Below are 19,988 nucleotides of genomic sequence, written 5' to 3' on the forward strand. Positions count from 1 at the left end.
GGTTGCGCTGCTCAGCTGTTCGCGGCCTTGTACTCGCGACGGCGCGCGTGCAGGATCGGCTCGGTGTAGCCGTTCGGCTGCGTGCCGCCGAGGAGGATCAGGTCCTTCGCGGCCTGGAAGGCGATGTTGGTGTCGAAGTCCGGCGCCAGCGGACGGTAGTCCGGATCACCGGCGTTCTGCTGGTCGACGACCGGCGCCATGCGCTTGAGCGCATCGATGACCTCGTCCTCGGTGACGACCCCGTGGCGCAGCCAGTTCGCGAGCAGCTGCGAGGAGATGCGCAGCGTCGCGCGGTCCTCCATGAGGGCGACGTCGTGGATGTCCGGAACCTTCGAGCAGCCGACGCCGGCGTCGATCCAGCGGACCACGTAGCCGAGGATCGACTGCGCGCTCTCGTCCAGCTCCTCGCGCTTCTCCTCCTCCGACCAGTTCGCGTTCTTCGCGAGCGGGATGGTGAGGATGTCGTCCACCGACGCCGGATCGCGCTTGGCGATCTCGTTCTGCACCTCGAACACGTCCACCAGGTGGTAGTGCAGGGCGTGCAGGGTCGCGGCGGTCGGCGAGGGCACCCACGCGGTGGTCGCGCCGGCCTTGGGCTGCGCGATCTTCTGCTCGAGCATCGCGGCCATCAGGTCGGGCATGGCCCACATGCCCTTGCCGACCTGCGCCTTGTGCTGCAGGCCCGCGTGCAGGCCGATGTCGACGTTGCTGTCCTCGTACGCGGGGTACCAGGTCTGCCCCTTGAGCTGACCCTTGCGGACGAACGGGCCCGCGACCATCGAGGTGTGGATCTCGTCGCCCGTGCGGTCCAGGAAGCCGGTGTTGATGAACACCACCCGGTCGTTCGCCGCGGCGATGGCGGCCTTGAGGTTCACCGACGTGCGGCGCTCCTCGTCCATGATGCCCATCTTGAGCGTGAGCGCGGGCAGGCCCAGGAGCTGCTCGACGCGGGCGAAGATCTCCGCGGCGAAGGCCACCTCCTCGGGGCCGTGCATCTTGGGCTTGACGATGTACACCGAGCCGGTGCGGGAGTTGGTGAGCTCGCCCGACAGGCCGTGGATCGCGATGAGCGAGGTGACGATGCCGTCGAGGATGCCCTCGCCGATCTCGTCGCCGTTCAGCAGGATCGCATCGGTGGTCATCAGGTGGCCCACGTTGCGCACGAACAGCAGCGAGCGGCCGTGCAGCACCAGCTCCGAGCCGTCCGGCGCGGTGTACACGCGGTCCGGGTTCAGGGTGCGGGTGAAGGTCTTGCCGTTCTTGGTGACCTCCTCCGCGAGGTCGCCCTTGTTCAGGCCCAGCCAGTTCCGGTAGCCGACGACCTTGTCGTCCGCGTCGACGGCCGCGACCGAGTCCTCGAAGTCCATGATCGTGGTGACGGCGGACTCGACGAGCACGTCCTTGATGCCTGCGGGGTCGGTCGAGCCGATCGGGGACGCGGGGTCGATCTGGATCTCCAGGTGGAGGCCGTTGTGGCGCAGCAGGACGCCCGACGGTGCACCCTGCTCGCCCGTGTAGCCGGCGAACGCCGCCGGGTCGGCGAGAGCGCAGGTCTTCTCGCCCTCGGTGATCACCAGCTTGCCCTCGGCCACCGACAGTCCCGTGACGTCCGCCCAGGAACCGGCCTCGAGCGGCACGGCCTTGTCGAGGAAGTCCTTGGCGAAGGCGATCACCTTGTCGCCGCGGACCTTGTTGTAGCCCTTGCCCTTCTCGGCGCCGTCGGTCTCCGGGATGGCGTCCGTGCCGTACAGCGCGTCGTACAGCGAGCCCCACCGGGCGTTTGCGGCGTTGATCGCGAAGCGCGCGTTGAGGATCGGCACCACGAGCTGCGGGCCGGCGGTCGAGGTGATCTCGGTGTCCACTCCTGCCGTGGTGATCTCGCGGTCCTCGGGGACCGGCACCAGGTAGCCGATGTCGGTGAGGAACTGCTTGTACGAGGGGAAATCGACCGGGCCGGGCGCGGCGGCGTGGAACTCGTCGATCTTGGCCTGCAGCTCGTCGCGGGTGGCGAGCAGCGCCTTGTTCTTCGGGACCAGGTCGGCGATGAGCTTCGCGGCGCCCTCCCAGAAGGTCTTCTGGTCTACACCGGTCCCCGGAAGCGCCTCGTCGTTGATGAAGTCGTAGAGGACCGTTGCGACCTCGAGGCCGGCGACGGATGTCCGGGCGGTGTCAACCATGAAGTTCTTCAACCCCTTCGTAGCACTGTCTATGTGCCCATCAGGTTACTCCGCGCGTGATCGCCGCCGACGCCGGGACCACCTGGCCGAAGTCCAGTTTGACCAGCTGGTCGGCGCGGTCGAAGTACCGGTCGTCGTGTGTGATCACGACCACGGCCTTCCCGCGCGCCTTGAGGTCGGCGACGATCCGGTCGTAGAAGATCGCGCGGAACCGCGGGTCCTGATCGGCGGCCCACTCGTCGAACAGGTACACGGGCCGGTCCTCGAGCAGCGCGGTCAACAGTGCGAGCCGCTTGCGCTGCCCCGTCGACAGCGCGAGCGTCGAGAGCTTCCCGTCCTCGACCGTGACCGCGTGCGCCAGCTCCAGGTCGTGCAGCAACCCGCGGACGCGGTCGTCGAGATCGTCGGCGGCGAGCCCCAGGTAGTCGTCGAACAGGTGGAAGTCGGAGAACACCGCCGTGGTGTGCTGCCGGAACCACTCGGTGTTGTGCGGGCCGATCGGCTCGCCGCCCGCGCGGATCTCACCGATCCGCGGTGCGTACAGCCCGCAGATCAGCTTCGCCAGCGTCGACTTGCCGCTGCCGTTGCCGCCGACGACGAAGGTCACCTCGCCGGGCCGCAGCGTCAGGTCGACGGGGCCGAGGCGGAAGCCGTGCGGGGCGCCGGGCGGTGGTCCCTGAGGAGGGTGCGGCGGCGGGCCTCCGAGCCCCCCGGGGCCGGGCGGCCGGTGACCGGGCCCGCCGGGTGGGGGCTCGGGGAGGTACTCGTAGCCGACGCCCCGCAGTTCGACGGTGCCGTCGCCGACGGGCCGCCCGTCGTAGGGGAGCACCGACTCGTCGCGCGGGGTCTCCAGCGACAGGTCGAGGCCGCGGATCTTCGCCAGCGCGACATCGCCGCGCAACAGGTCGGGGATGCGATGCATGAGGCTCTGCATGGGCATCGACAGGAACGTCGTGACCAGCACGTAGCCGATCATCGTCTCCCGCGGCAGTTCCAGCGCGCGGGCGAGGACGAACAGGATCAGGACCATCGTCCCGAGCTGCAACACCTGGCCCAGCGCCTGCCCGCCGGCGAACCGGGTGCCCGCGGCGACGTGCTTGCGGCGCAGGTCCTCGGCGGTGCCCAGGAGCTTGCGGTCCAGGAAGTCGGCCCGGCGCGCACGATGCAGCTTGAGCTCCTTGATGCCGTGCGTGACCTCTTGGAACGAGCCGATGAGGGCGTCGTCGAGCTCGCGGGCCCGGCGGTAGGTCTCGCGGACGCGGCGGAGCACCGTCTCCACGCAGGCGATGCCGATGAGCGTGCCCGCCACGGACACCGCGAACAGCGTGCCCGAGACGGTCGCGAGATAGGTCAGCGCGCCGATGATCGTCGCCAGGTCGATGCACAGCCCGGGGATGCCCGAGACCGCCATCGAGAGCGACCGGACGTCCTCCGTGAGGGTCGCGAGTAGGCGGTGATCGCCGAGCCGCTCGATGTGCTCCAGGGGTGCCGCCAGCACGCGCTGCGACAGGCGCGCCCGGAGCCGGTAGACCGCCGCCTGCGCGAGGTGCAGCAGGATCAGCTGCGAGGCGACGCCCGCGACCACCACGACGACGGCGGTCAGGACGAACTGGGTGACCGTGACCGTCGGCATCGGGCCCGGTGCGACCAGGCCGTTGATGAGCGTGAGGAGGTACGCGTTCGCGCCGCCCGCGAGCAGGCCCGCGACCACGGCGGCGGCGATCGCCGCCGGGGAGATCGAGAACAGGAACTTCAGGAGCTTCATGACGCGCTCATTCGCCGGGCCGGTCGCCGGTGACGACGTCGAACAGGAAGCCCTCCACGGTCACGCCAGGGGCGAAGGAGAACGCCATACCGGTGGTCGGCGTCCCGTCGGGCCGACCGGAGGCACCGTCGGACACCTGCGCCAGGAGGCGCTCGAGGACGAACAGCAGTGAGACGCTGAGCATGTTGCCGTGCGCGGCGAGGACGTCCCAGCTGGTGCGCGAGGCCTCGTCCGGCAGGCCCAGTGCCGCGGCCGCGGACTCGATGATCTTCGGGCCACCGGGGTGGATCGCCCAGTGCGCGACGGCCTCCCGGCTCAGGTCGTTGCGGTGCAGCACCGCGTCGACCACCGGCGCCACGCCGTTCACGATGTACCGCGGCAGGGACTCCGCGAGCTCGCACGTGATGCCGTTCGCGTTGACCCCGAGCACGATCCCGTCCTCGGCACCGTCGAGCAGATGGGTGAACGTGTCGCGCACGACGATCCGGCCGGCCGGCAGCGGATGCCCGACCTCGCTCGCGCCGATGAGCGCGGCACCGCAGCCGTCGGCGAACAGGCTGGAGATCACCACGTCGTTCGGGTCGCCGGAGAAGACGGCGTTCACCGAGCTCAGCTCCAGGCAGATCATGAGCGACTTGCGGTCCGGGTGGGCGCGCACGTAGTCGGTGGACACGCGCAGCGCGTTCATCGCGGCGGCGCAGCCCATGAAGTTGATGACCACCCGGCTGGTCTGCGGTGCCAGGCCGAGCGCGCGGATCACCGCGACGTCGACTCCCGGGGCGAGGAAGCCGGTGCTGGTGACGAAGACCAGCTGGCCGATGTCGGCGGGGTCGACCGCGTGCTCGGTGCCCATGCCGAGGGCGCGGCGGGCGGTGTCGATCGCGAGCGGCGCGGCGTGCTCGTAGAACAGGTCCATGCGCTCGCGGACGGTGTCCGGGCGGGTGCTGAACTCCGCGAACTCCGGGGTGAGCGGGTCGATCGCGAGGTGCCGCTCGGCCACCCGCGTCTTGGCGTAGACCCGGCGGATCCGCTCGGCCTGCTGCGGATCGTCGAACCGCGCGGCGACGCGTTCGGCGGACCCGGCCTGGTCGTGGACCTGCTCGGGTGAACCCGTGGCGAGGGACTCGATCACCGCGACCGAGGTCGGGGGCGCCGGCGGAGCGCCCAGCCAGGTCCCGGGTGCGGGAAGGACGGGGGCGACGGTGCCCTCTCCGGTGGTATCCATGGGTGATCTCCTTACACCGTGCCGATGCCGGTGAAACCGGCGACGACGTACGAGCCCGAGGTCTTGAGCGCCTGGGGCGAGAAGTGCTCGCGGAAGAAGCCGTGCCCCTGCTCCTGCGCGGGGCGGGCCTTGCTGCCGAGGAAGGTGCGGACCTGGTCGGGCAGGCGGTCGAAGAAGAAGCTGCGGCGCGGCAGCCACTCGACCCCGAACTTCGCCGCCTCCTCGGCCATGAGGTCCTCGGTCGCGATGTTGGCGAAGCCGCTGCGCTGGTAGGGCAGCACGTGGTGCACGCGGTGGCTGGACAGGCCCGCGGACAGGAAGCAGTCGACGTAGCGGTTGCCCGAGATCCACAGGTCGTAGGCCTGGTTGAGCTGGTTCACGGCCCAGTCCTCGGTGTCGGGCTCGGGGAGCTCCTCCACGTCGGTCTCGAAGTCGTGGCTCGCGACCACCAGGAAGGTGCTCACCCAGAGCACGGCGACGAACTGCGCGACCCACGCCCAGACGTCGCCGAGCAGGAGGAACAGGAAGAACTCGCCGATCAGGAGGGCGCGCATGGCGAAGGCGCCGATGAAGTGGGGGAGGGCGCCGCGCAGCGAGCCGTACATGTCGGCGACGCCCACCTGGCGGGTGAGCTTGACGATCTCGAACAGGCGCATCGTCATGCCCGTGGCGGTGTGCCCGAACTTGTGCAGCGTGTGGATCGGGATCCGGTACCAGCGCGGGATGTCCATCATCATGGTGAAGACGTTCTTCTTGATGTCCACCTCGCTCTGGGTGTGCGGGTGGTGCAGCAGCGCGTGCCCGTCGGCAGTGACGAACGACAGTGCGACGTAGTTGATGTCGAAGGCGTTCACCAGCACCTTCGTCGCGCCCTTCTGCGCGCGGTGGATCGCGTAGTGCCCGAATCCCGCGAGCGAGCTGCGCAGGACCACCATGAGCACGACGAACAGCCAGATCGGCATCCAGGACGGGACGCCGAGCCGCGTGGCGATCACCGCGACGTACGCCACGGCCAGGGCTGCGGCGACGATGTTGAACCAGCGGTCCATCCGCTGGACGCGCGCCCGCATCGCGGGCTCGCGCAGCCGGGCCTTCACCGCGTGCAGCAGGTCCTTCGGATCGTCGAACCGGTAGCGCGGGGTGTCGCGCCAACTGTCGAATCCATCCTTGAAGAGGAACGCCGGCGCATTGTTCTTCGGGTGCACGTCCTCGACACGGGCGTCGCGATCCAGCGCGAACCGTTCCAGCATCTTCTCGATCTTCTCGGGATTCGCGTGATAGGAACCGATGATCGACGTGATGTCGCGATTCTTGGACCGGCCGATGAAGAATTCTCCGCCGGGGTGTTTGTTGATCCATTCCGAGAGGTCGTAGGCGCGGCCCTTGTAAACCCACACATTGGACAACTGTGGTCCGCCTCCGGGGCCCGGCTCGCGGCCCAGATCGCGGGGTCCGGGGTCGCCGTCATCACTGTCGAAGTCGCGACCGCGGGGGCCTGCGGGGCGCCGCCCGGGGTCACGCGGATCGGGGCCGGAAGCGCCCTCCTGAGCAGCGTCGCCGCGCTGGCCCGGGCCGGGGCCGCGGTCGAGATCGCGGGGGCCGGGGTCGGCCGCGCCGCGCTCGGCGGGGGCCGGGGGCGGGGTGGGATTGATCGACACTTCTCGTTCCTCCTGAGCACTGCCGGATTCGGCGGTCGAGTAGACCGTCTCCGGTCACGCTAATGGATCGCTGAAGGTGCGCTTGCCGCTACCTTCCAGTGTCCGGTTTGTCGGGAAACGAGACAGAAGAATGCTCCGATCGACTCCGGAATTCATGCATACTTCTTCCGTGAGGGCGGGACTTCCGCCCTTTCATTCGGCCCCGGGCGGTTCCGCCCGGACAGATTTCCAGGGGGGAACCCATGAACCTCAAGGCATCGCGGGCGGCTGTCGCGCTGCTCGCCGCCGGCGCGCTGGTGCTCACCGGTTGCGCGGACAAGAAGTCCGACGACGGCGCCACCACCGCGGCGACCGCGGCCGCCGCGAGCGGCGCATCGGGCTCGCCGACCGCCGCACCGTCGGTCGACGCCAGCGGCCTGCCCACCGTCCAGATCGTGCAGGACGCCGCGCTGGCGACCCGGGAGACCTACTCCGAGCACCTGACGCTGAACGTCGACAAGGCGATCCAGGGACTGCCCGTGACCAGCGTGAACGGTGACATCATCTCGTTCAAGGACACCAAGCGCGTCGCCGCGCAGGGCGACGCCAACGTGCGCGTCCAGGACAACTACGTGCAGACGAAGTTCGTCGTGATCGACGGCGTGATGTACGCCAACCTCGGCGGCGCCAAGTACCAGCCGATGGGCAAGACCGGCGAGAAGGGCGTCTACGACCCGGCGATCATTCTGGACCTCGACAAGGGGCTCGCGAAGATCCTCGACTCGGTGCAGAACCCCAAGGTCGACGGGAAGGACACCGCCAACGGACTCAAGACCGTGAAGGTGACCGGTACCGTCGCCACCCAGGTCCTGGATCCGCTGCTGCCGCAGATCACCGACATCGCGACGCGCGGCAACGCGGGTACCACGCTGCCCATCACGCTGTGGATCGTCTTCGACCCGTCGGCCGACCCGCAGCCGAAGCCGAACGTGACCCGGATGGAGGTCAAGCTGAAGGAATCGCCCATCACGCTGAACCTCACCGAGTTCGGCAAGGACGTGAAGATCACCAAGCCCGCGACGTAGAACGGGAACAGCGCTCCAGGAGAGCCGGACCTTCGGGGGGAGGTCCGGCTTTCCGTCGTCAGCGGCCCTTCGAGCGGAGGTAGGAGCCGAGGGTTTCCACGCTGCCCGGGGTGCGCGGGCCCTCGACCCAGCCCGCGTACGGGATCACCACGAAGTTCCCCTCGCGAACGGCGGTGGTGTTCGCCATGAGGGGCTGCGAGCGCACCTGTGCGATCTTCGCGTCCGGGGTGTTCGCCGCGCCGACGCCGTAGTCGACGATCGCGATCACCTCCGGATCCCGCTGCGCCGCGGCCTCCCAGGACGCGGTGGTCCACGAGTCGTCGAGGTCGGCGAAGACGTTCTCCCCGCCCGCGTTCTCGATGATCGCCTGCGGGGTGCCGGTGCGGCCCGAGGTGAACGGGTCGGGAGAGGCGCTGTCGAACAGGAGGACCCGCGCCCTGCGCCCCGACGGCGCACCGGTCCGCACCGCCTCGATGCGGGCGCGATACGCGGCGACGAGCCGGTCGGCGCGCTCGCGGACCCCGAACAGGGTGCCGAGATTCGTCAGGTCGGTGAAGATGGCGTCGAGCGGCGGCATCACGCCGCGCCGGGTGCTCCCGGCCTGCCGGCACGCCTCGGTGAGCTGGTAGGGCACGGCGCCGATCTCCCGGATCCACTCGGGCGTGACGCCGGTGGTCTCCTTGAAGCCGTAGTTCCAGCCCGCGAAGACGAAGTCGGGCCGGGCGGCCTGGATCGTCTCCCGGGTGAAGGCGGTCCCCAGATTCGGGGCGCGGTCGAAGTCCGCCTTCCAGGGCGAGGTCGCGTAGTCGACGTGCTTGCCGTCGTAGGTGGTGTATCCCGCGATCCGGTCGGTGAGGCCCAGTGCGAACAGGATCTCCGCGGTGCCGGTGTCGTTGACCACGATGCGGTCCGGCGCCCTCGGGACGGTGAGCGGCGCGCCGCAGTTGGTGACGGTGGCGGGTGCGCCCGCGGTGCGGGACGGCGATGCGTCCTCGACGGTCGCGCCGCACCCGGCGACCAGGACGCCCGTCAGCAACACCAGGGGGAGTCGTCTCATCTCAGGTCCCTTCCGTCAGACCGCTGTCGAAGATCACCTGGGGGACTCCCAGGCGGGGGTGGGGCACGACGTGCGCCCCGATACCGAAGTACCGCCGGAGCACCGCGGGCGTGACGATCTCCGCCGGCGTACCGGAGCAGGCGAGAACGCCCTCGGACAGCACGTACAGGCGGTCGCAGTACTGCGCCGCGAGGTTGAGGTCGTGCAGCACCGCGATGACGGTGACGCCCAGGTCGCGGGCAGCGCTGAGCACCGCGAACTGGTGCCGCACGTCGAGGTGGTTGGTGGGCTCGTCGAGGACCAGGACCCGCGGTTCCTGCGCGAACGCACGCGCGATGAGCACCCGCTGCGCCTCGCCGCCGGAGAGGGTGCCGAAGTCCCGCCGCGCGAGGTCGGAGGCGCCCGCCGCGGCGAGCGCACCGTCGACGGCGCGGCGGTGCGCGGCGAGCGACACGCCCCGTCGGCGGTGCGGCAGGCGCCCGGTCTCGACGATCTCCCGCGCGGTGAAGCCGATGTCGAAGGGGGCGTGCTGCATCACCGCCGCCACCTGTCGCGCGTTCTCCGCGAGCGCCACGGCCCTGACGTCCCGCCCGTCGACGGCGACGGTGCCGCTCGCCGGGGTCAGTGCGCGGTAGACGCAGCGGACCAGGGTGGATTTGCCGCTCCCGTTGGGGCCGACGACGCCGATGAAATCGCCGGTCTCCGCCGTGAGGCTCAGGTTCTCGATGATCCGTCGTTCGCCCAGCTCGACGGACACGCCGCTGTATTCGACCCGCATCACGCGCTCCCCACGGACCTGCGTCGCATGAGCACGACGAACAGGGGCACGCCCACCGCCGCGGTGATCGCGCCGAGCGGCAGTTCCTGCGGCGGGGCGACGGTGCGGGCGGCGATGTCCGCGAGGACCAGGAAGACCGCGCCGAGCGCGGGCGCGATCACCAGGACGCGGCGATGGTCCGCGCCCACCAGCAGCCGGGCGACGTGCGGCACGACCAGCCCGACGAAACCGATGGCGCCGCACACCGAGACGATGATCCCGGTCATGGCCGCGGTGAGTACGAACAGTGCCGAGCGGTAGCCGGACGCCGAGAGCCCGACCGAGATCGCCACCTCGTCGCCCAGCGCCAGCGCATTGAGGCGGCGCGCGCCGTACCGGAGGACCACGAGACCGATCGCGACCGTGACCGCGAGCAGCACTGTGGTGCGCCAAGTGGCGGGGGACAGACTGCCGAACAGCCAGAACATGACGGTGCGGGCGGCGTCGCCGCGCGGGGCGAGGAAGACGAGGACGGTGGTCACCGCCGAGAACCCGTAGGCCAGCGCGGTGCCGGTGAGGACGAGGCGCAGCGGCGTGAGCCCGCCGCCCCGGTACGCGATCAGGTACACCATCGCCGTCGCTCCGAGCGCCCCCAGGAACGCCGCGGCCGGCAACGCGTACAACCCGAGCGTGCCGAAGACGCCGAACAGCGCGACCGTCGTCGCGCCGACCGAGGCGCCCGACGAGATGCCGAGCACGTACGGATCCGCGAGGGCGTTGCGCACCATCGCCTGCACGGCGACGCCGATCGCGCTGAGACCGGCGCCCACGATCGCCGCGCTGAGTACCCGGGGGATCCGCGAGTCCGCGACGATCCGGTAGTGCGTCGCGTGGTCGGCGTCGATGACGCCGCCGGTGAGGAACGCCCAGACGTACCCGGTCGACTCCCGCCAGGGGATGCGGACGGTGCCGAGCAGCACGCCCAGCCACATCGCGGCGATCAGCGCGATGAGCAGGCAGGCCACCAGCACTGCCACACGGCGCGACGAGACCACTCGCACTCCGCGACTCCCCTCGGGTCGGTGAGCACCGCCCGGCTCCGGGCGGTCGCGAGGGCAGGTATCGGGCTCTCGCGCTGCGTGCGATCACCGTTGCGGGGCAGCCCCGGATTCGCACCGGGTTCCCTCTTGCGCCACGGGCAGGCGCCCGTGGACCGTCGCTGGGAGGAGTCTAGGCGGGGGATGCGGACATATCGTCGGCGGGCCGCGCGCCGGGCCAGGACCGGACGACGGCGAGCAGCCGCTCACGGATCGGTGCCGCCCGCTCCGCGAGCGCGGCCTGCTGCCGCACGTACTCGCGCCGGCCCTCGGGCGTCTCGATGGCCACGGGCCGGAATCCGTAGTCGGAAAGGTCGTACGGGCTCGCCCGCATGTCCAGTTCCCGTGCGTCCCGGGCCAGGTCGAACGCGTCCGCCACCAGGTCCGACGGTGCGCCCGGCGTGAGCTTGAAGGCCCACTTGTAGAGGTCCATCCCGGCGTGCAGACACCCCGGCTGTTCCGAGCCGACCTGGGACTCCCGGGTGAGCACGGTCGCGTTGCGCGGCGCCGCGTCGGGGGTGAAGAAGCGGTACGCGTCGTAGTGCGTGCAGCGCAGCGCGCCGGCGCGGACCACGTCGTCGGTGCCGTCCGCGCCGAGGCGCAGCGGCACCGGATGCCGGGCCCGGTCCGCCTCGCGGTAGACCATCGCCCACTCGTGCAGGCCGAAGCAGCCGAACACCGGGGCCCGGGAGGCGGTGGCCTCCAGCAGCCGGGCCACGTACGCGGCCGTCCCGGCGCGCTTGACGAGAACGGCGGGATCCCGGGTCACGCGTGTCCCGGCGACCTCGTAGCCCCGGACTCCGCCGTACTCCCGAGCGGCGCGCGGACCGTCGAGCTCGGTGCCGAGCCCCGGGTGCCAGCGCAGCAGATGCGCGGGCCGGTGGCCGTAGTAGGTGAACAGGAAATCCCACACCGGGTGCTTCTCCCCGCGCGCCGAGCGGTCCCGGTGCGCGGCGACGAACGGCTCCAGCCGGGCGCGGTGGGCGGCCGCGAGGGGCTCCCACTGCCCGTCGCTCAGGGTGCGGATGCCGGGGCTGCTCACACCCGGTGCGTCCCGTCGCGGACCGTGCCGACGAACTCCTCCACCACGTCCTCGAGCGCCACGATGCCGATGGTCCGGCCGTGGTCGTCGGCGACGGCGGCGAGGTGCCCGCCGAGCCGGCGCAGATCGCCCGCCGCCTGGTCGAGGGACAGGCTCCCGTCGACCACGGGGAGCGGCCGGACCCGGCTCGCGCCGATCACGGATTCGGGGCCCACCGCGGCGTCCATGATGTCCGGAAGCACGTCCTTGACGTGCAGGTATCCGGTGAACGCGCCGGAGCTGCTGCGCACGGGGTAGCGGGAGTACCCGGTCTCGGCGACGGCCGACTCGATGTCGCCGAGCGTCGGGCCCCACACGCCGTTGGTGCCCTGCACCGCCTGCAGCCCGCGGATCTTCGCGAGGGGGATCGCCACGTCGGCGACCGTCCGGCGCGAGGTCTGCAGGGCGCGGGTCAGCCGCACGCGCTCCTCGGCGTCGATCAGGCCCTCGTCGTGCGACTCGGCGATGAGCACACTCAGCTCACCGGCCGAGACGGTGCCGTCGAGCTCGTCGCGCGGCTCGACGCCGCCGGCACGGAGCACCAGCATCGCCAGCCAGTTGTAGACCGCGATGAGGGGGCGCATCAGCCGGACGAAGGCGACGTGCGGAGGCACCAGCAGCATGGCGGCCGCCTCCGGCCCGGCCAGCGCGATGTTCTTGGGCACCATCTCGCCGAGCAGGATGTGTAGCACCACCACCAGGCCCAGGGACACCGTGAACGAGATGGGATGCAGCAGCGCGTCGGGCACGTTCGCCCAGCCCAGCGGTTTCTCCAGCAGGTGCGCGATCGCCGGCTCGCCGACCTTGCCGAGCAGGATCGAGCAGATCGTGATGCCCAACTGGCAGCCCGCCAGCATGAGCGACAGGTTCTCCGACGCCTTGATCACCGCCTTCGCGGTGGAGCGTCCCTGCTCGACGAGGGCCTCGAGCCGGTCCCGGCGCGCGGCGATGAGCGCGAACTCGGCGGCGACGAAGAAGGCGTTCGCGGCCAGCAGCAGCACGGTGAGGGCGACGCCCAGGAGGTCACTCATGAGTCAGCTCCACCAGGTCGACACGCCGGCCGTCCATCCGCGCGACCCGTGCCGACCACTGCGGCGGCGCGACGTCGTCGTCCTCGACGGACGGGTGGTGCGGCAGCGCGACGCGGTCGCCGACCGCCGGCACCCGGCCGAGCAGGAACATGACGAGCCCGCCGAGGGTGTCGTAGTCGCCCTCCGGGGCGCGGTAGCCGGTGTCCCGTTCGAGCTCGTCCACGCGGAGCAGTCCCGAGCACAGGTAGCCGTCGTCCGTGCGCTGCACGTCGACGGGTTCGTTCGCGTCGTGCTCATCGCGCACGTCGCCCACGATCTCCTCGATCAGGTCCTCGACGGTGACGATCCCGGCGGACCCGCCGTACTCGTCGACGACGAGGGCCATCTGCAGGCCGTTGGCGCGTAGCTGCTCCATCAACGCGTCCCCGTCGAGCGTGGCGGGCACGACGGGGGCCGCGGTGGCGATGTCCGACACCGCCACCGTCGCGCGACGGTCCGCCGGCACCGTCAGCGCCTGCTTCACGTGCACCAGCCCGATCGTGTCGTCCAGGTCGCCGCGGACCACGGGGAAGCGGGAGTGACCGGACTCGATCGACAGCGCCACCAGGTCGGCGACGGTGTCGTCCGCGTCCAGCGAGTGGATCCGCTGCCGCGGCGTCATGAGCTCCTCCGCGGTGAGTTCGCCGAACTCGAGGCTGCGGCCCACCAGCTCGGCGGTCATCTCGTCGATCGCGCCCTGCGCCGCCGAGTTGCGCACGAGCGCACTGAGTTCCTGCGCGGAGCGCGCCGAACTCAGCTCCTCGGCGGGCTCGATGCCCAGCCTGCGCACCAACGCGTTCGCGGAGCGGTTGAGGAAGGAGATCGCGAACCGGAAGGTCGACGAGAACAGCGATTGCGCGCCCGCGGTCAGCCGCGCGGTCTGCAGGGGCCGGGCGATCGCGAGGTTCTTCGGCGCGAGCTCACCGAGCACCATCGACAGCGATGTCGCGATGACCAGGGCCAGGATCAGCGTGAGCGCCGCCGACCACACCTCCGGCATACCCGTCCACTCCAGCGCGGGGCGTAGGAACTTCGACAGCACCGGCTCGGCCAGGTAGCCCGTGACCAGGGTGGTGATCGTGATGCCCAGCTGCGCGCCCGACAGTTGGAAGGAGAGCGTGCGGTGCGCGTGCTGGACCTGCTTGGAGCGGCGGTCCCCGCGGTCGCGCACGTCGGCGTCGATCGTCGACTTCTCGAGCGCGGTGAGCGAGAACTCCGCCGCCACGAACAGCGCGGTACCCACGGTCAGCGCGAGGAAGCCGACGATGGCGCCGACCGTGATCAGCGCGCTAGCCATCGACGGACACCATCCGTTCCGGCGTCGGTGGTGCCTGTCGTCGGCGGCGCTTGCCCGGTCTTCGGACCTTCATGTTCCTTCTCAGTGAGTCGGGGATCTCAGTGATCGCAGTGTAGCGGGGCGCGGGCACCCCGGCCGGTCACCAGCCCCCGGGGAGCGGCCGCCCCTCGGCGAAGCCCGCTGCGCTCTGCACGCCGACGGTGGCCTTCGCGTGGAACTCCGGCACGGTGCGGGCACCCGCGTAGGTGAAGGAACTCCGGACGCCCGAGGTGATGCGGTCGAGGAGGTCCTCGACGCTGGGCGCCTCGGGATCGACGCGGATCCGCGAGCTGGAGATGCCCTCCTCGAACAGTGACTTGCGGGCCCGGTCGAAGGCGCCCTCGCCGGCGGTGCGCGCGGCCACGGCCCGCTTGGACGCCATGCCGAAGCTCTCCTTGTAGGCGGAACCGTCGGTGGCGTACTTCATGTCACCGGGGGACTCGTAGGTGCCGGCGAACCAGGAACCCACCATGACGTTCGACGCACCGGCGGCGAGTGCCAGCGCGACGTCGCGCGGGTGGCGCACGCCGCCGTCGGCCCACACGTGGGCGCCCAGCTCGCGGGCGGCGGCGGCGCAGTCGAGCACCGCGCTGAACTGGGGCCGGCCGACGCCCGTCATCATGCGCGTGGTGCACATCGCGCCGGGGCCCACGCCGACCTTGACGATGGTGGCGCCGGCGTTGACCAGGTCGCGCGCACCGGCTGCGGAGACCACGTTGCCCGCTGCCAGCGGCAGGCCGAGGTCCAGCGCCGCGACGGCCTCGAGCGCATCGAACATCTTGGCCTGGTGGCCGTGCGCGGTGTCCACGACCAGCACGTCGGCCCCGGCCTCGGCGAGGGCGCGGGCCTTCGCGGCCACGTCGCCGTTGATGCCGACGGCAGCGGCGATCCGGAGCTTGCCCGCGGCGTCGACGGCCGGGGTGTAGATGCCGGCGCGCACGGTCGCCGTGCGGGTGAGCACGCCGTGCAGGCGGTCGTCGCCATCGATGAGGACCGCCAGATCCGAGTGGTCCTTGTCCAGCATGTCGAAGACGGCCTCGGGCGCGGTGCCCGCTGCGGCGCACACGAACGACGTGGTCATGACGTCGCGCAGGCGGGCGAAGCGGTCGACGCCCTCGCACGCACCGGCGGTGACCAGCCCGACGGGGCGGTTCTCCGCGTCGACGATCACGACGGCTCCGTGCGCGCGCTTGGGCAGCAGCGCGACGGCGTCGCTCACGGAGTCGTCGGCGCCGAGGGTGACGGGCGTGTCCGCGACCAGGTCACGGCTCTTGACGTACGAGATGGTGTCGGCGGCCGCGGTCAGCGGCAGATCCTGGGGGAGCACGACGATGCCGCCGCGGCGCGCGACCGTCTCCGCCATGCGACGGCCGGCGACCGCCGTCATGTTGGCGACGACGAGGGGGATGGTGGTGCCGGTCCCGTCGACCGACGAGAGGTCCACGTCGAATCGGGAGGTCACGTCCGACCGGTTCGGGACGAGGAAGACGTCGTCGTAGGTCAGGTCGTACTGCGGGCGGCTATCAGGAAGGAACTGCACGTGTGGGCAGTCTACCCGACGTCGCGGTGGTCCCCGTCACGGTCGCACCCGGTGGGCGCACCCGGTCAGGGGCGCAGCGGGCGGCCCTGCGGATCGCGGACGCTGCCGGTGAGGATCATGATCCCGTCGACGAGCGCCCAGATGCCGACGCCGATCACGATGAAGACGCCCACGATCACGATCGCGAGAACGTAGCCGATCAGTGTCAGCACCAGCTGGGTCACGGCGATCGAGGTGTGCCCCAGGTAGAACCGGCCGATGCCGAATTGGCCGAGGAAGATCTGCAGGAGGCCCGCGGCGAGCTTCGACTTGTCCGAGTAGGGCTCGCCGGTCTGCGGGTCGCGACCGTACGGCGCGGACGGATCCGGCCCGAAGGGCGGCCCGTACGGATACCCGGGCTGCCCGGCGGGCTGCTGGCCGTAGGGTTGCTGGCCGTACCCGGGCTGCTGACCGTAGGACTGGTACGGCTGCGGCTGACCGTAGGGCTGCTGGTACGGCTGCGGGTCGTAGCCCTGCTTCGCGTACGGGTCGTAGGGCTGCCCGTACGGCTGCTGCGGATCGGTCATGCTGGTCCTCCCTCGGTTTCCCCCTTGTGGAGCGCCCAGCCTACCGGCGCGGCATCAGTGCAGCAGGAGGCGGGAGAGCTCGGTGAGCCACGGTACGGCCACGGCGACGGTCGGCACCACGAGGATCAGGCCGGCGAGGAGGTACACGGACGCGCTGAACAGGTTGCTGGCCGGCGGCATCGACAGCCGCTCGACCCGTACGACGGTGCCCGTCGCGCCGACTGCGAGGGCGCCGCGCGGCGCGGGGCTCTGCGCACACGTGACGAGGGCGTTGGCGAGGGGGACCGGACCGGCGGCGGCGACGGCCTCGTCGTCGGCGAGTAGTTCGACCAGCAGTTTCACGGAGTCGAGCGCCGCGGACGAGCGCACGACCTTCGGGAAGGCGTGATGGACGGCGGTGAACGCCTCGAGCACCAGGTCGTGCCGGGACCGCAGGTGCGCGCGCTCGTGGGCGAGCACGGCCGTGAGTTCCTCGTGGCTGAGCTGGTTGATCGTCCCGACGCTGAGTACGACCCGGTGCCGTAGCCCGGGAAGGCAGTAGGCGAGCGGCTGGTCGACGCCGAGCACGCGCAGATCGGCGGCGGAGACGGGGTGGTCACCGTCGACCGCCTGGGACAGGATGTCGACGACCGTGCGATGGCGCGCGCGGCGCCGCCGGGTGCGGATCGCGAGCCGGACGGTGGAGGTGATGAGCCGGGCACCGATGAGCAGGGTCAGCGCGAACGCGACCACGGCCACGATCCACGGGACGAGCCCGAGCTGGCGGATCTCGTCGATCGGATTCGTGGTGGGCCGGCCGTCCGCACCGGGAACGAGCAGGCGGCTCGCGATCACGAGGCCGGCGCTGAAGGCGGAGAGCACCGCGGCCAGGGCGATCGCCTGCCAGAGCACGAGTGCTGCGCGGGGCGCGCGCAACGGCCAGGCGGCGCGGGAGAGCCAGGCGGGCACTGGCCCGGCGAGTAGCAGGGCCAGCGCTCCGAAGATGAAGGCCGCCATGAGGACGAGCCTACTGGTTCATCAGGGCTCGGCGCGACGAGCTGCTTCGCCGGCCTCGAGCTTGGCGAGGGCGCGCCGCAGGGCCTGCGCCTCGTCGGCGCCCACGCGCTCCACGAAGTGCACCAGTGCGGCCTCGCGCGAACTCTCGGCCTGTGCCAGCGCGTCGAACATCAGGTCGGCCACGAGCTCCTCGCGACCGAAGCTCGCGGCGTAGCGATGCGCACGGTCGGTGCGGATCTGGCTGACGAGCTTCTTCTTCGCGAGCCGCTGCAGGACCGTCATCACCGTCGTGTACGCCAGCTCGCGGTCAGCGGCGAGCGACTCGTGCACCTGTCGCACGGTCTGCGGTTCAGTGGACGCCCACAGGTGGTCCATGACCGCGCGTTCGAGATCTCCCAATGCCGCCATTGCTCTGATTCTACTCGGCATGGCCCACATCGCTACGACGGCCTGTCGTAATCCACGCCACATCGATTAGGGCTTGCTTAGTTAGGGGAGCCTGTCCTAGAGTGGGTGTCGTCGCCGAGAGCGACCAACGAACCACATCGGACCGTGACGCGAACTGAGGGCTGCAGTAATCCGCCGGTCTGTGCCACGGCGGGTCCGGGGGATGGCTGAGCCCCCGGACCCGCCGACTTCTTTCTCCGCAGCGCGGATCAGTCCTTGGGCATCACGAGCCACAGCAGCAGGTACAGCAGGAACTGCGGGCCGGGTAGCAGGCAGGACACCACGAAGAGCACGCGCACGAGCGTTGCGTCGATGCCGAAGTAGCGGGCGATGCCCGCGCACACGCCGCCGATCCAGTTGTTCTGGAGGTCGCGGGCGAAACGCTTCTGCGGTGCGGGGGTGTACGGATTCTGGGTGAAGGGCGAGTTCTCGGTCATGACTCCACAGTGCCCGCGCGCCGCCCGCCGCGCATCGGGGTCTACCCGGACACCGCCCCGGATCTTGCGGCCCGGGGGCGGCGCCGGCGATGCCCGGTTCTAGGGTGATTCCATGACGCAACCGACACCCGGACAGCAGCAGGCCATCGACCAGATCGTCGCCGGTGGCACCGCCGGATTCGACAAGCTCCTGGGCCTCGAGTACACGGCCGTCACACCCGACGGCGTGGAGGCCACCCTCACGCTGCGGCCGGAGCTGCACCAGCCCTTCGGCATCACCCACGGCGGCGTCTACTGCGCGATCGTCGAGTCCGTGGCCAGCGTCTCGGGTGTGGTGTGGCTCGGCGGTACCGGCCACGTCGTCGGCGTCAACAACAACACCGACTTCCTGCGCGCGCTCTCCAGTGGCGTGCTGTCCATCCGCTCCACCCCGATCCACCGCGGGCGCCGCCAGCAGTTGTGGCTCGTGGAGATCGATTCGGAGGACGGCAAGGCCGTCGCGCGCGGTCAGGTGCGGCTCCAGAACATCGAGGCCTGACCGCCGGCCGACCCACTCGCGGTCGGCTATCGCCACTCGCCGCGGATCCGCCGCCGGCGGCGGTCCGCCCGTGCCGCCAGGCCCGTCAGGATCCCCAGGGCGGCCGCGGCACCGGTGATGACCGCGAGGGTCGTCATCATGGACCTGCCGTCGGAGACGTACTCGACGATCACCCGCTGATGCGGCTCGTCCGAGGGCGCGCGGCCGAAGGTGAAGTCGCGGGTGATCCGCGCCGGATCGGCCGCGTACGTCAGGGCGGTCAGGTAGTCGCCGCCGCGGGCGAGCTCCGCCAGGCGCGGGTCCTGCGGGCGCACGCGGCCGGCGAAGTCGACACGCTCGGTCTGGGCCGATCGGTCGGCGTCCGTCCGGGCCACGCGGTGCGGCCCCATGAAATACAGCGTGACCCGTTGTTGCGTCCTGGCGGCCCGCGACATGCGCATCGGATACACGAGGGCGGTGCTGGCGAACGTCATCCGGAGCGGTTGCAGCGCGCCGCGCAGGTCCTCGCCCACGAGGCGCAGGGCGGTGAACGACCAGCCGTCCGCCACGTAGCCGCCCAAGGTGGCAGCGACCTCCGGGCGGAGCGTGAAGCCGTTCTCGCGCAACCACTTCTGCAGCCCCGCGGTACTGCCGGCCTGGAGGGTGACGGCCTCCACGGCGCCGAGTCGCATGCGTGCGAGCACGAGCGGCGTGCCGTCCCCGAACGGGGTGGCGGACATCAGGGGCAGGCTCGGGACGCCGAAGATCCGCCGCCGGGTCTCCCGACGTGGGGCCGTGGTCCGCGCGAGCTCCTGGAACGTCGTTCGGGACCCGGAGGTGATCGTCGCGGGTGCCGGCGTCGGCACGACCAGCGCCCCGTGGTCACCGGCGGAATGCAGGTCGAGGGACATCTCGATGGTCTCGGTCCGGCCGTCCCACGAGAGCAGCGCGAGCTCCTGCGTCGCCGTCGCGTCGATCCCGTCGGGCATCGCGGGCGCGCCGCAGGCGCAGGCGTGCGAGGCGGGGGCCGCGACGGGGAGCGCGACCGCCACGAGCAGGGCGGCGCTCAGCGCCAGGAGCCGGCGGATCGCTCGGCTCCCTCGTGATTCAGAATAGTGCGCCATTCATACATGTTAGTGCGTCCGGGGCGGGAGAGACGAGAAGCGCGCCACCCCGGTATCGGGATGGCGCGCTCGTC

At 70.9% G+C, this 19,988-nt stretch carries 18 protein-coding genes and 1 riboswitch; of the genes, 2 read left to right on the top strand and 16 right to left on the bottom strand.

Going from position 1 to position 19,988, the window contains the following annotated elements:
- Positions 1 to 11 precede the first annotated feature (11 nt).
- The 4 genes from ELY19_RS18520 to ELY19_RS18535 are packed head-to-tail and all read right to left on the bottom strand — an operon-like array spanning position 12 to position 6,609.
- Positions 12 to 2,177 carry a malate synthase G gene (locus ELY19_RS18520; RefSeq protein ID WP_126197531.1) on the bottom strand — a complete coding sequence of 722 codons (2,166 nt, stop codon included), beginning with the start codon at positions 2,175 to 2,177 and terminating at the stop codon, positions 12 to 14.
- 40 nt (positions 2,178 to 2,217) lie between these two features.
- Positions 2,218 to 3,942 (bottom strand): ATP-binding cassette domain-containing protein, encoded by a 1,725-nt coding sequence (locus tag ELY19_RS18525; protein WP_126197532.1) that lies wholly within the window; start codon positions 3,940 to 3,942, stop codon positions 2,218 to 2,220.
- Between the two features lie 7 nt (positions 3,943 to 3,949).
- A complete protein-coding gene (locus ELY19_RS18530; RefSeq protein ID WP_126197533.1) occupies positions 3,950 to 5,167 on the bottom strand; it encodes a type III polyketide synthase in 1,218 nt (405 codons plus the stop codon).
- Positions 5,168 to 5,178: 11 nt separating this feature from the next.
- Positions 5,179 to 6,609 (bottom strand): fatty acid desaturase, encoded by a 1,431-nt coding sequence (locus tag ELY19_RS18535; protein WP_126198925.1) that lies wholly within the window; start codon positions 6,607 to 6,609, stop codon positions 5,179 to 5,181.
- Between the two features lie 458 nt (positions 6,610 to 7,067).
- Between ELY19_RS18535 and ELY19_RS18540 the strand changes: the two genes are divergently transcribed.
- Positions 7,068 to 7,889 (top strand): LppX_LprAFG lipoprotein, encoded by an 822-nt coding sequence (locus ELY19_RS18540; protein ID WP_126197534.1) that lies wholly within the window; start codon positions 7,068 to 7,070, stop codon positions 7,887 to 7,889.
- Between the two features lie 58 nt (positions 7,890 to 7,947).
- Here ELY19_RS18540 and ELY19_RS18545 read toward each other — a convergent pair whose 3' ends face one another.
- The 11 genes from ELY19_RS18545 to ELY19_RS18595 all read right to left on the bottom strand — a co-directional run bounded on the left by ELY19_RS18545 (position 7,948) and on the right by ELY19_RS18595 (position 18,273).
- The gene (locus ELY19_RS18545) at positions 7,948 to 8,946 is read right to left on the bottom strand and encodes an ABC transporter substrate-binding protein (protein ID WP_126197535.1); all 999 of its coding nucleotides are present in this window, start codon (positions 8,944 to 8,946) and stop codon (positions 7,948 to 7,950) included.
- Between the two features lies 1 nt (position 8,947).
- Entirely contained in the window at positions 8,948 to 9,724 is a 777-nt protein-coding gene (locus ELY19_RS18550; RefSeq protein WP_126197536.1) for an ABC transporter ATP-binding protein, read from the bottom strand.
- Entirely contained in the window at positions 9,724 to 10,764 is a 1,041-nt protein-coding gene (locus tag ELY19_RS18555; RefSeq protein ID WP_456045526.1) for a FecCD family ABC transporter permease, read from the bottom strand. The genes ELY19_RS18550 and ELY19_RS18555 overlap by 1 nt, the downstream gene beginning before the upstream one ends.
- Positions 10,765 to 10,800: 36 nt before the next feature.
- Positions 10,801 to 10,936, bottom strand: a riboswitch (cobalamin riboswitch).
- A complete protein-coding gene (locus tag ELY19_RS18560; RefSeq protein WP_126198927.1) occupies positions 10,934 to 11,827 on the bottom strand; it encodes a 3-methyladenine DNA glycosylase in 894 nt (297 codons plus the stop codon). Its footprint overlaps the riboswitch before it by 3 nt.
- An 11-nt stretch (positions 11,828 to 11,838) precedes the next feature.
- On the bottom strand, positions 11,839 to 12,912 hold the full coding sequence (locus ELY19_RS18565; RefSeq protein ID WP_126197537.1) for a hemolysin family protein: 1,074 nt from the start codon (positions 12,910 to 12,912) through the stop codon (positions 11,839 to 11,841).
- Positions 12,905 to 14,248, bottom strand: a complete 1,344-nt coding sequence (locus ELY19_RS18570; protein WP_126197538.1) for a hemolysin family protein — start codon at positions 14,246 to 14,248, stop codon at positions 12,905 to 12,907. Before ELY19_RS18570 ends, ELY19_RS18565 begins: the two co-directional genes overlap by 8 nt.
- A gap of 139 nt (positions 14,249 to 14,387) precedes the next feature.
- Positions 14,388 to 15,827, bottom strand: coding sequence for a GMP reductase (gene guaB1, locus ELY19_RS18575; RefSeq protein ID WP_126197539.1), 1,440 nt, complete (start codon positions 15,825 to 15,827; stop codon positions 14,388 to 14,390).
- A gap of 65 nt (positions 15,828 to 15,892) precedes the next feature.
- Positions 15,893 to 16,393 carry a TM2 domain-containing protein gene (locus tag ELY19_RS18580; protein ID WP_126197540.1) on the bottom strand — a complete coding sequence of 167 codons (501 nt, stop codon included), beginning with the start codon at positions 16,391 to 16,393 and terminating at the stop codon, positions 15,893 to 15,895.
- Positions 16,394 to 16,447: 54 nt separating this feature from the next.
- The gene (locus ELY19_RS18585) at positions 16,448 to 17,389 is read right to left on the bottom strand and encodes a M56 family metallopeptidase (protein ID WP_126197541.1); all 942 of its coding nucleotides are present in this window, start codon (positions 17,387 to 17,389) and stop codon (positions 16,448 to 16,450) included.
- Between the two features lie 21 nt (positions 17,390 to 17,410).
- The gene (locus tag ELY19_RS18590; protein WP_126197542.1) at positions 17,411 to 17,797 is read right to left on the bottom strand and encodes a BlaI/MecI/CopY family transcriptional regulator; all 387 of its coding nucleotides are present in this window, start codon (positions 17,795 to 17,797) and stop codon (positions 17,411 to 17,413) included.
- Positions 17,798 to 18,045: 248 nt separating this feature from the next.
- On the bottom strand, positions 18,046 to 18,273 hold the full coding sequence (locus ELY19_RS18595) for a PspC domain-containing protein (protein WP_126197543.1): 228 nt from the start codon (positions 18,271 to 18,273) through the stop codon (positions 18,046 to 18,048).
- A 112-nt stretch (positions 18,274 to 18,385) separates the two neighbouring features.
- Between ELY19_RS18595 and ELY19_RS18600 the strand changes: the two genes are divergently transcribed.
- Positions 18,386 to 18,811 carry a PaaI family thioesterase gene (locus tag ELY19_RS18600; protein ID WP_126197544.1) on the top strand — a complete coding sequence of 142 codons (426 nt, stop codon included), beginning with the start codon at positions 18,386 to 18,388 and terminating at the stop codon, positions 18,809 to 18,811.
- 26 nt (positions 18,812 to 18,837) lie between these two features.
- Here ELY19_RS18600 and ELY19_RS18605 read toward each other — a convergent pair whose 3' ends face one another.
- On the bottom strand, positions 18,838 to 19,914 hold the full coding sequence (locus ELY19_RS18605) for a DUF2330 domain-containing protein (protein ID WP_126197545.1): 1,077 nt from the start codon (positions 19,912 to 19,914) through the stop codon (positions 18,838 to 18,840).
- Between the last annotated feature and the right edge of the window lie 74 nt (positions 19,915 to 19,988).

It is taken from the genome of Tsukamurella paurometabola (genome assembly GCF_900631615.1).
Taxonomy (GTDB): Bacteria; Actinomycetota; Actinomycetes; order Mycobacteriales; family Mycobacteriaceae; genus Tsukamurella; species Tsukamurella paurometabola_A.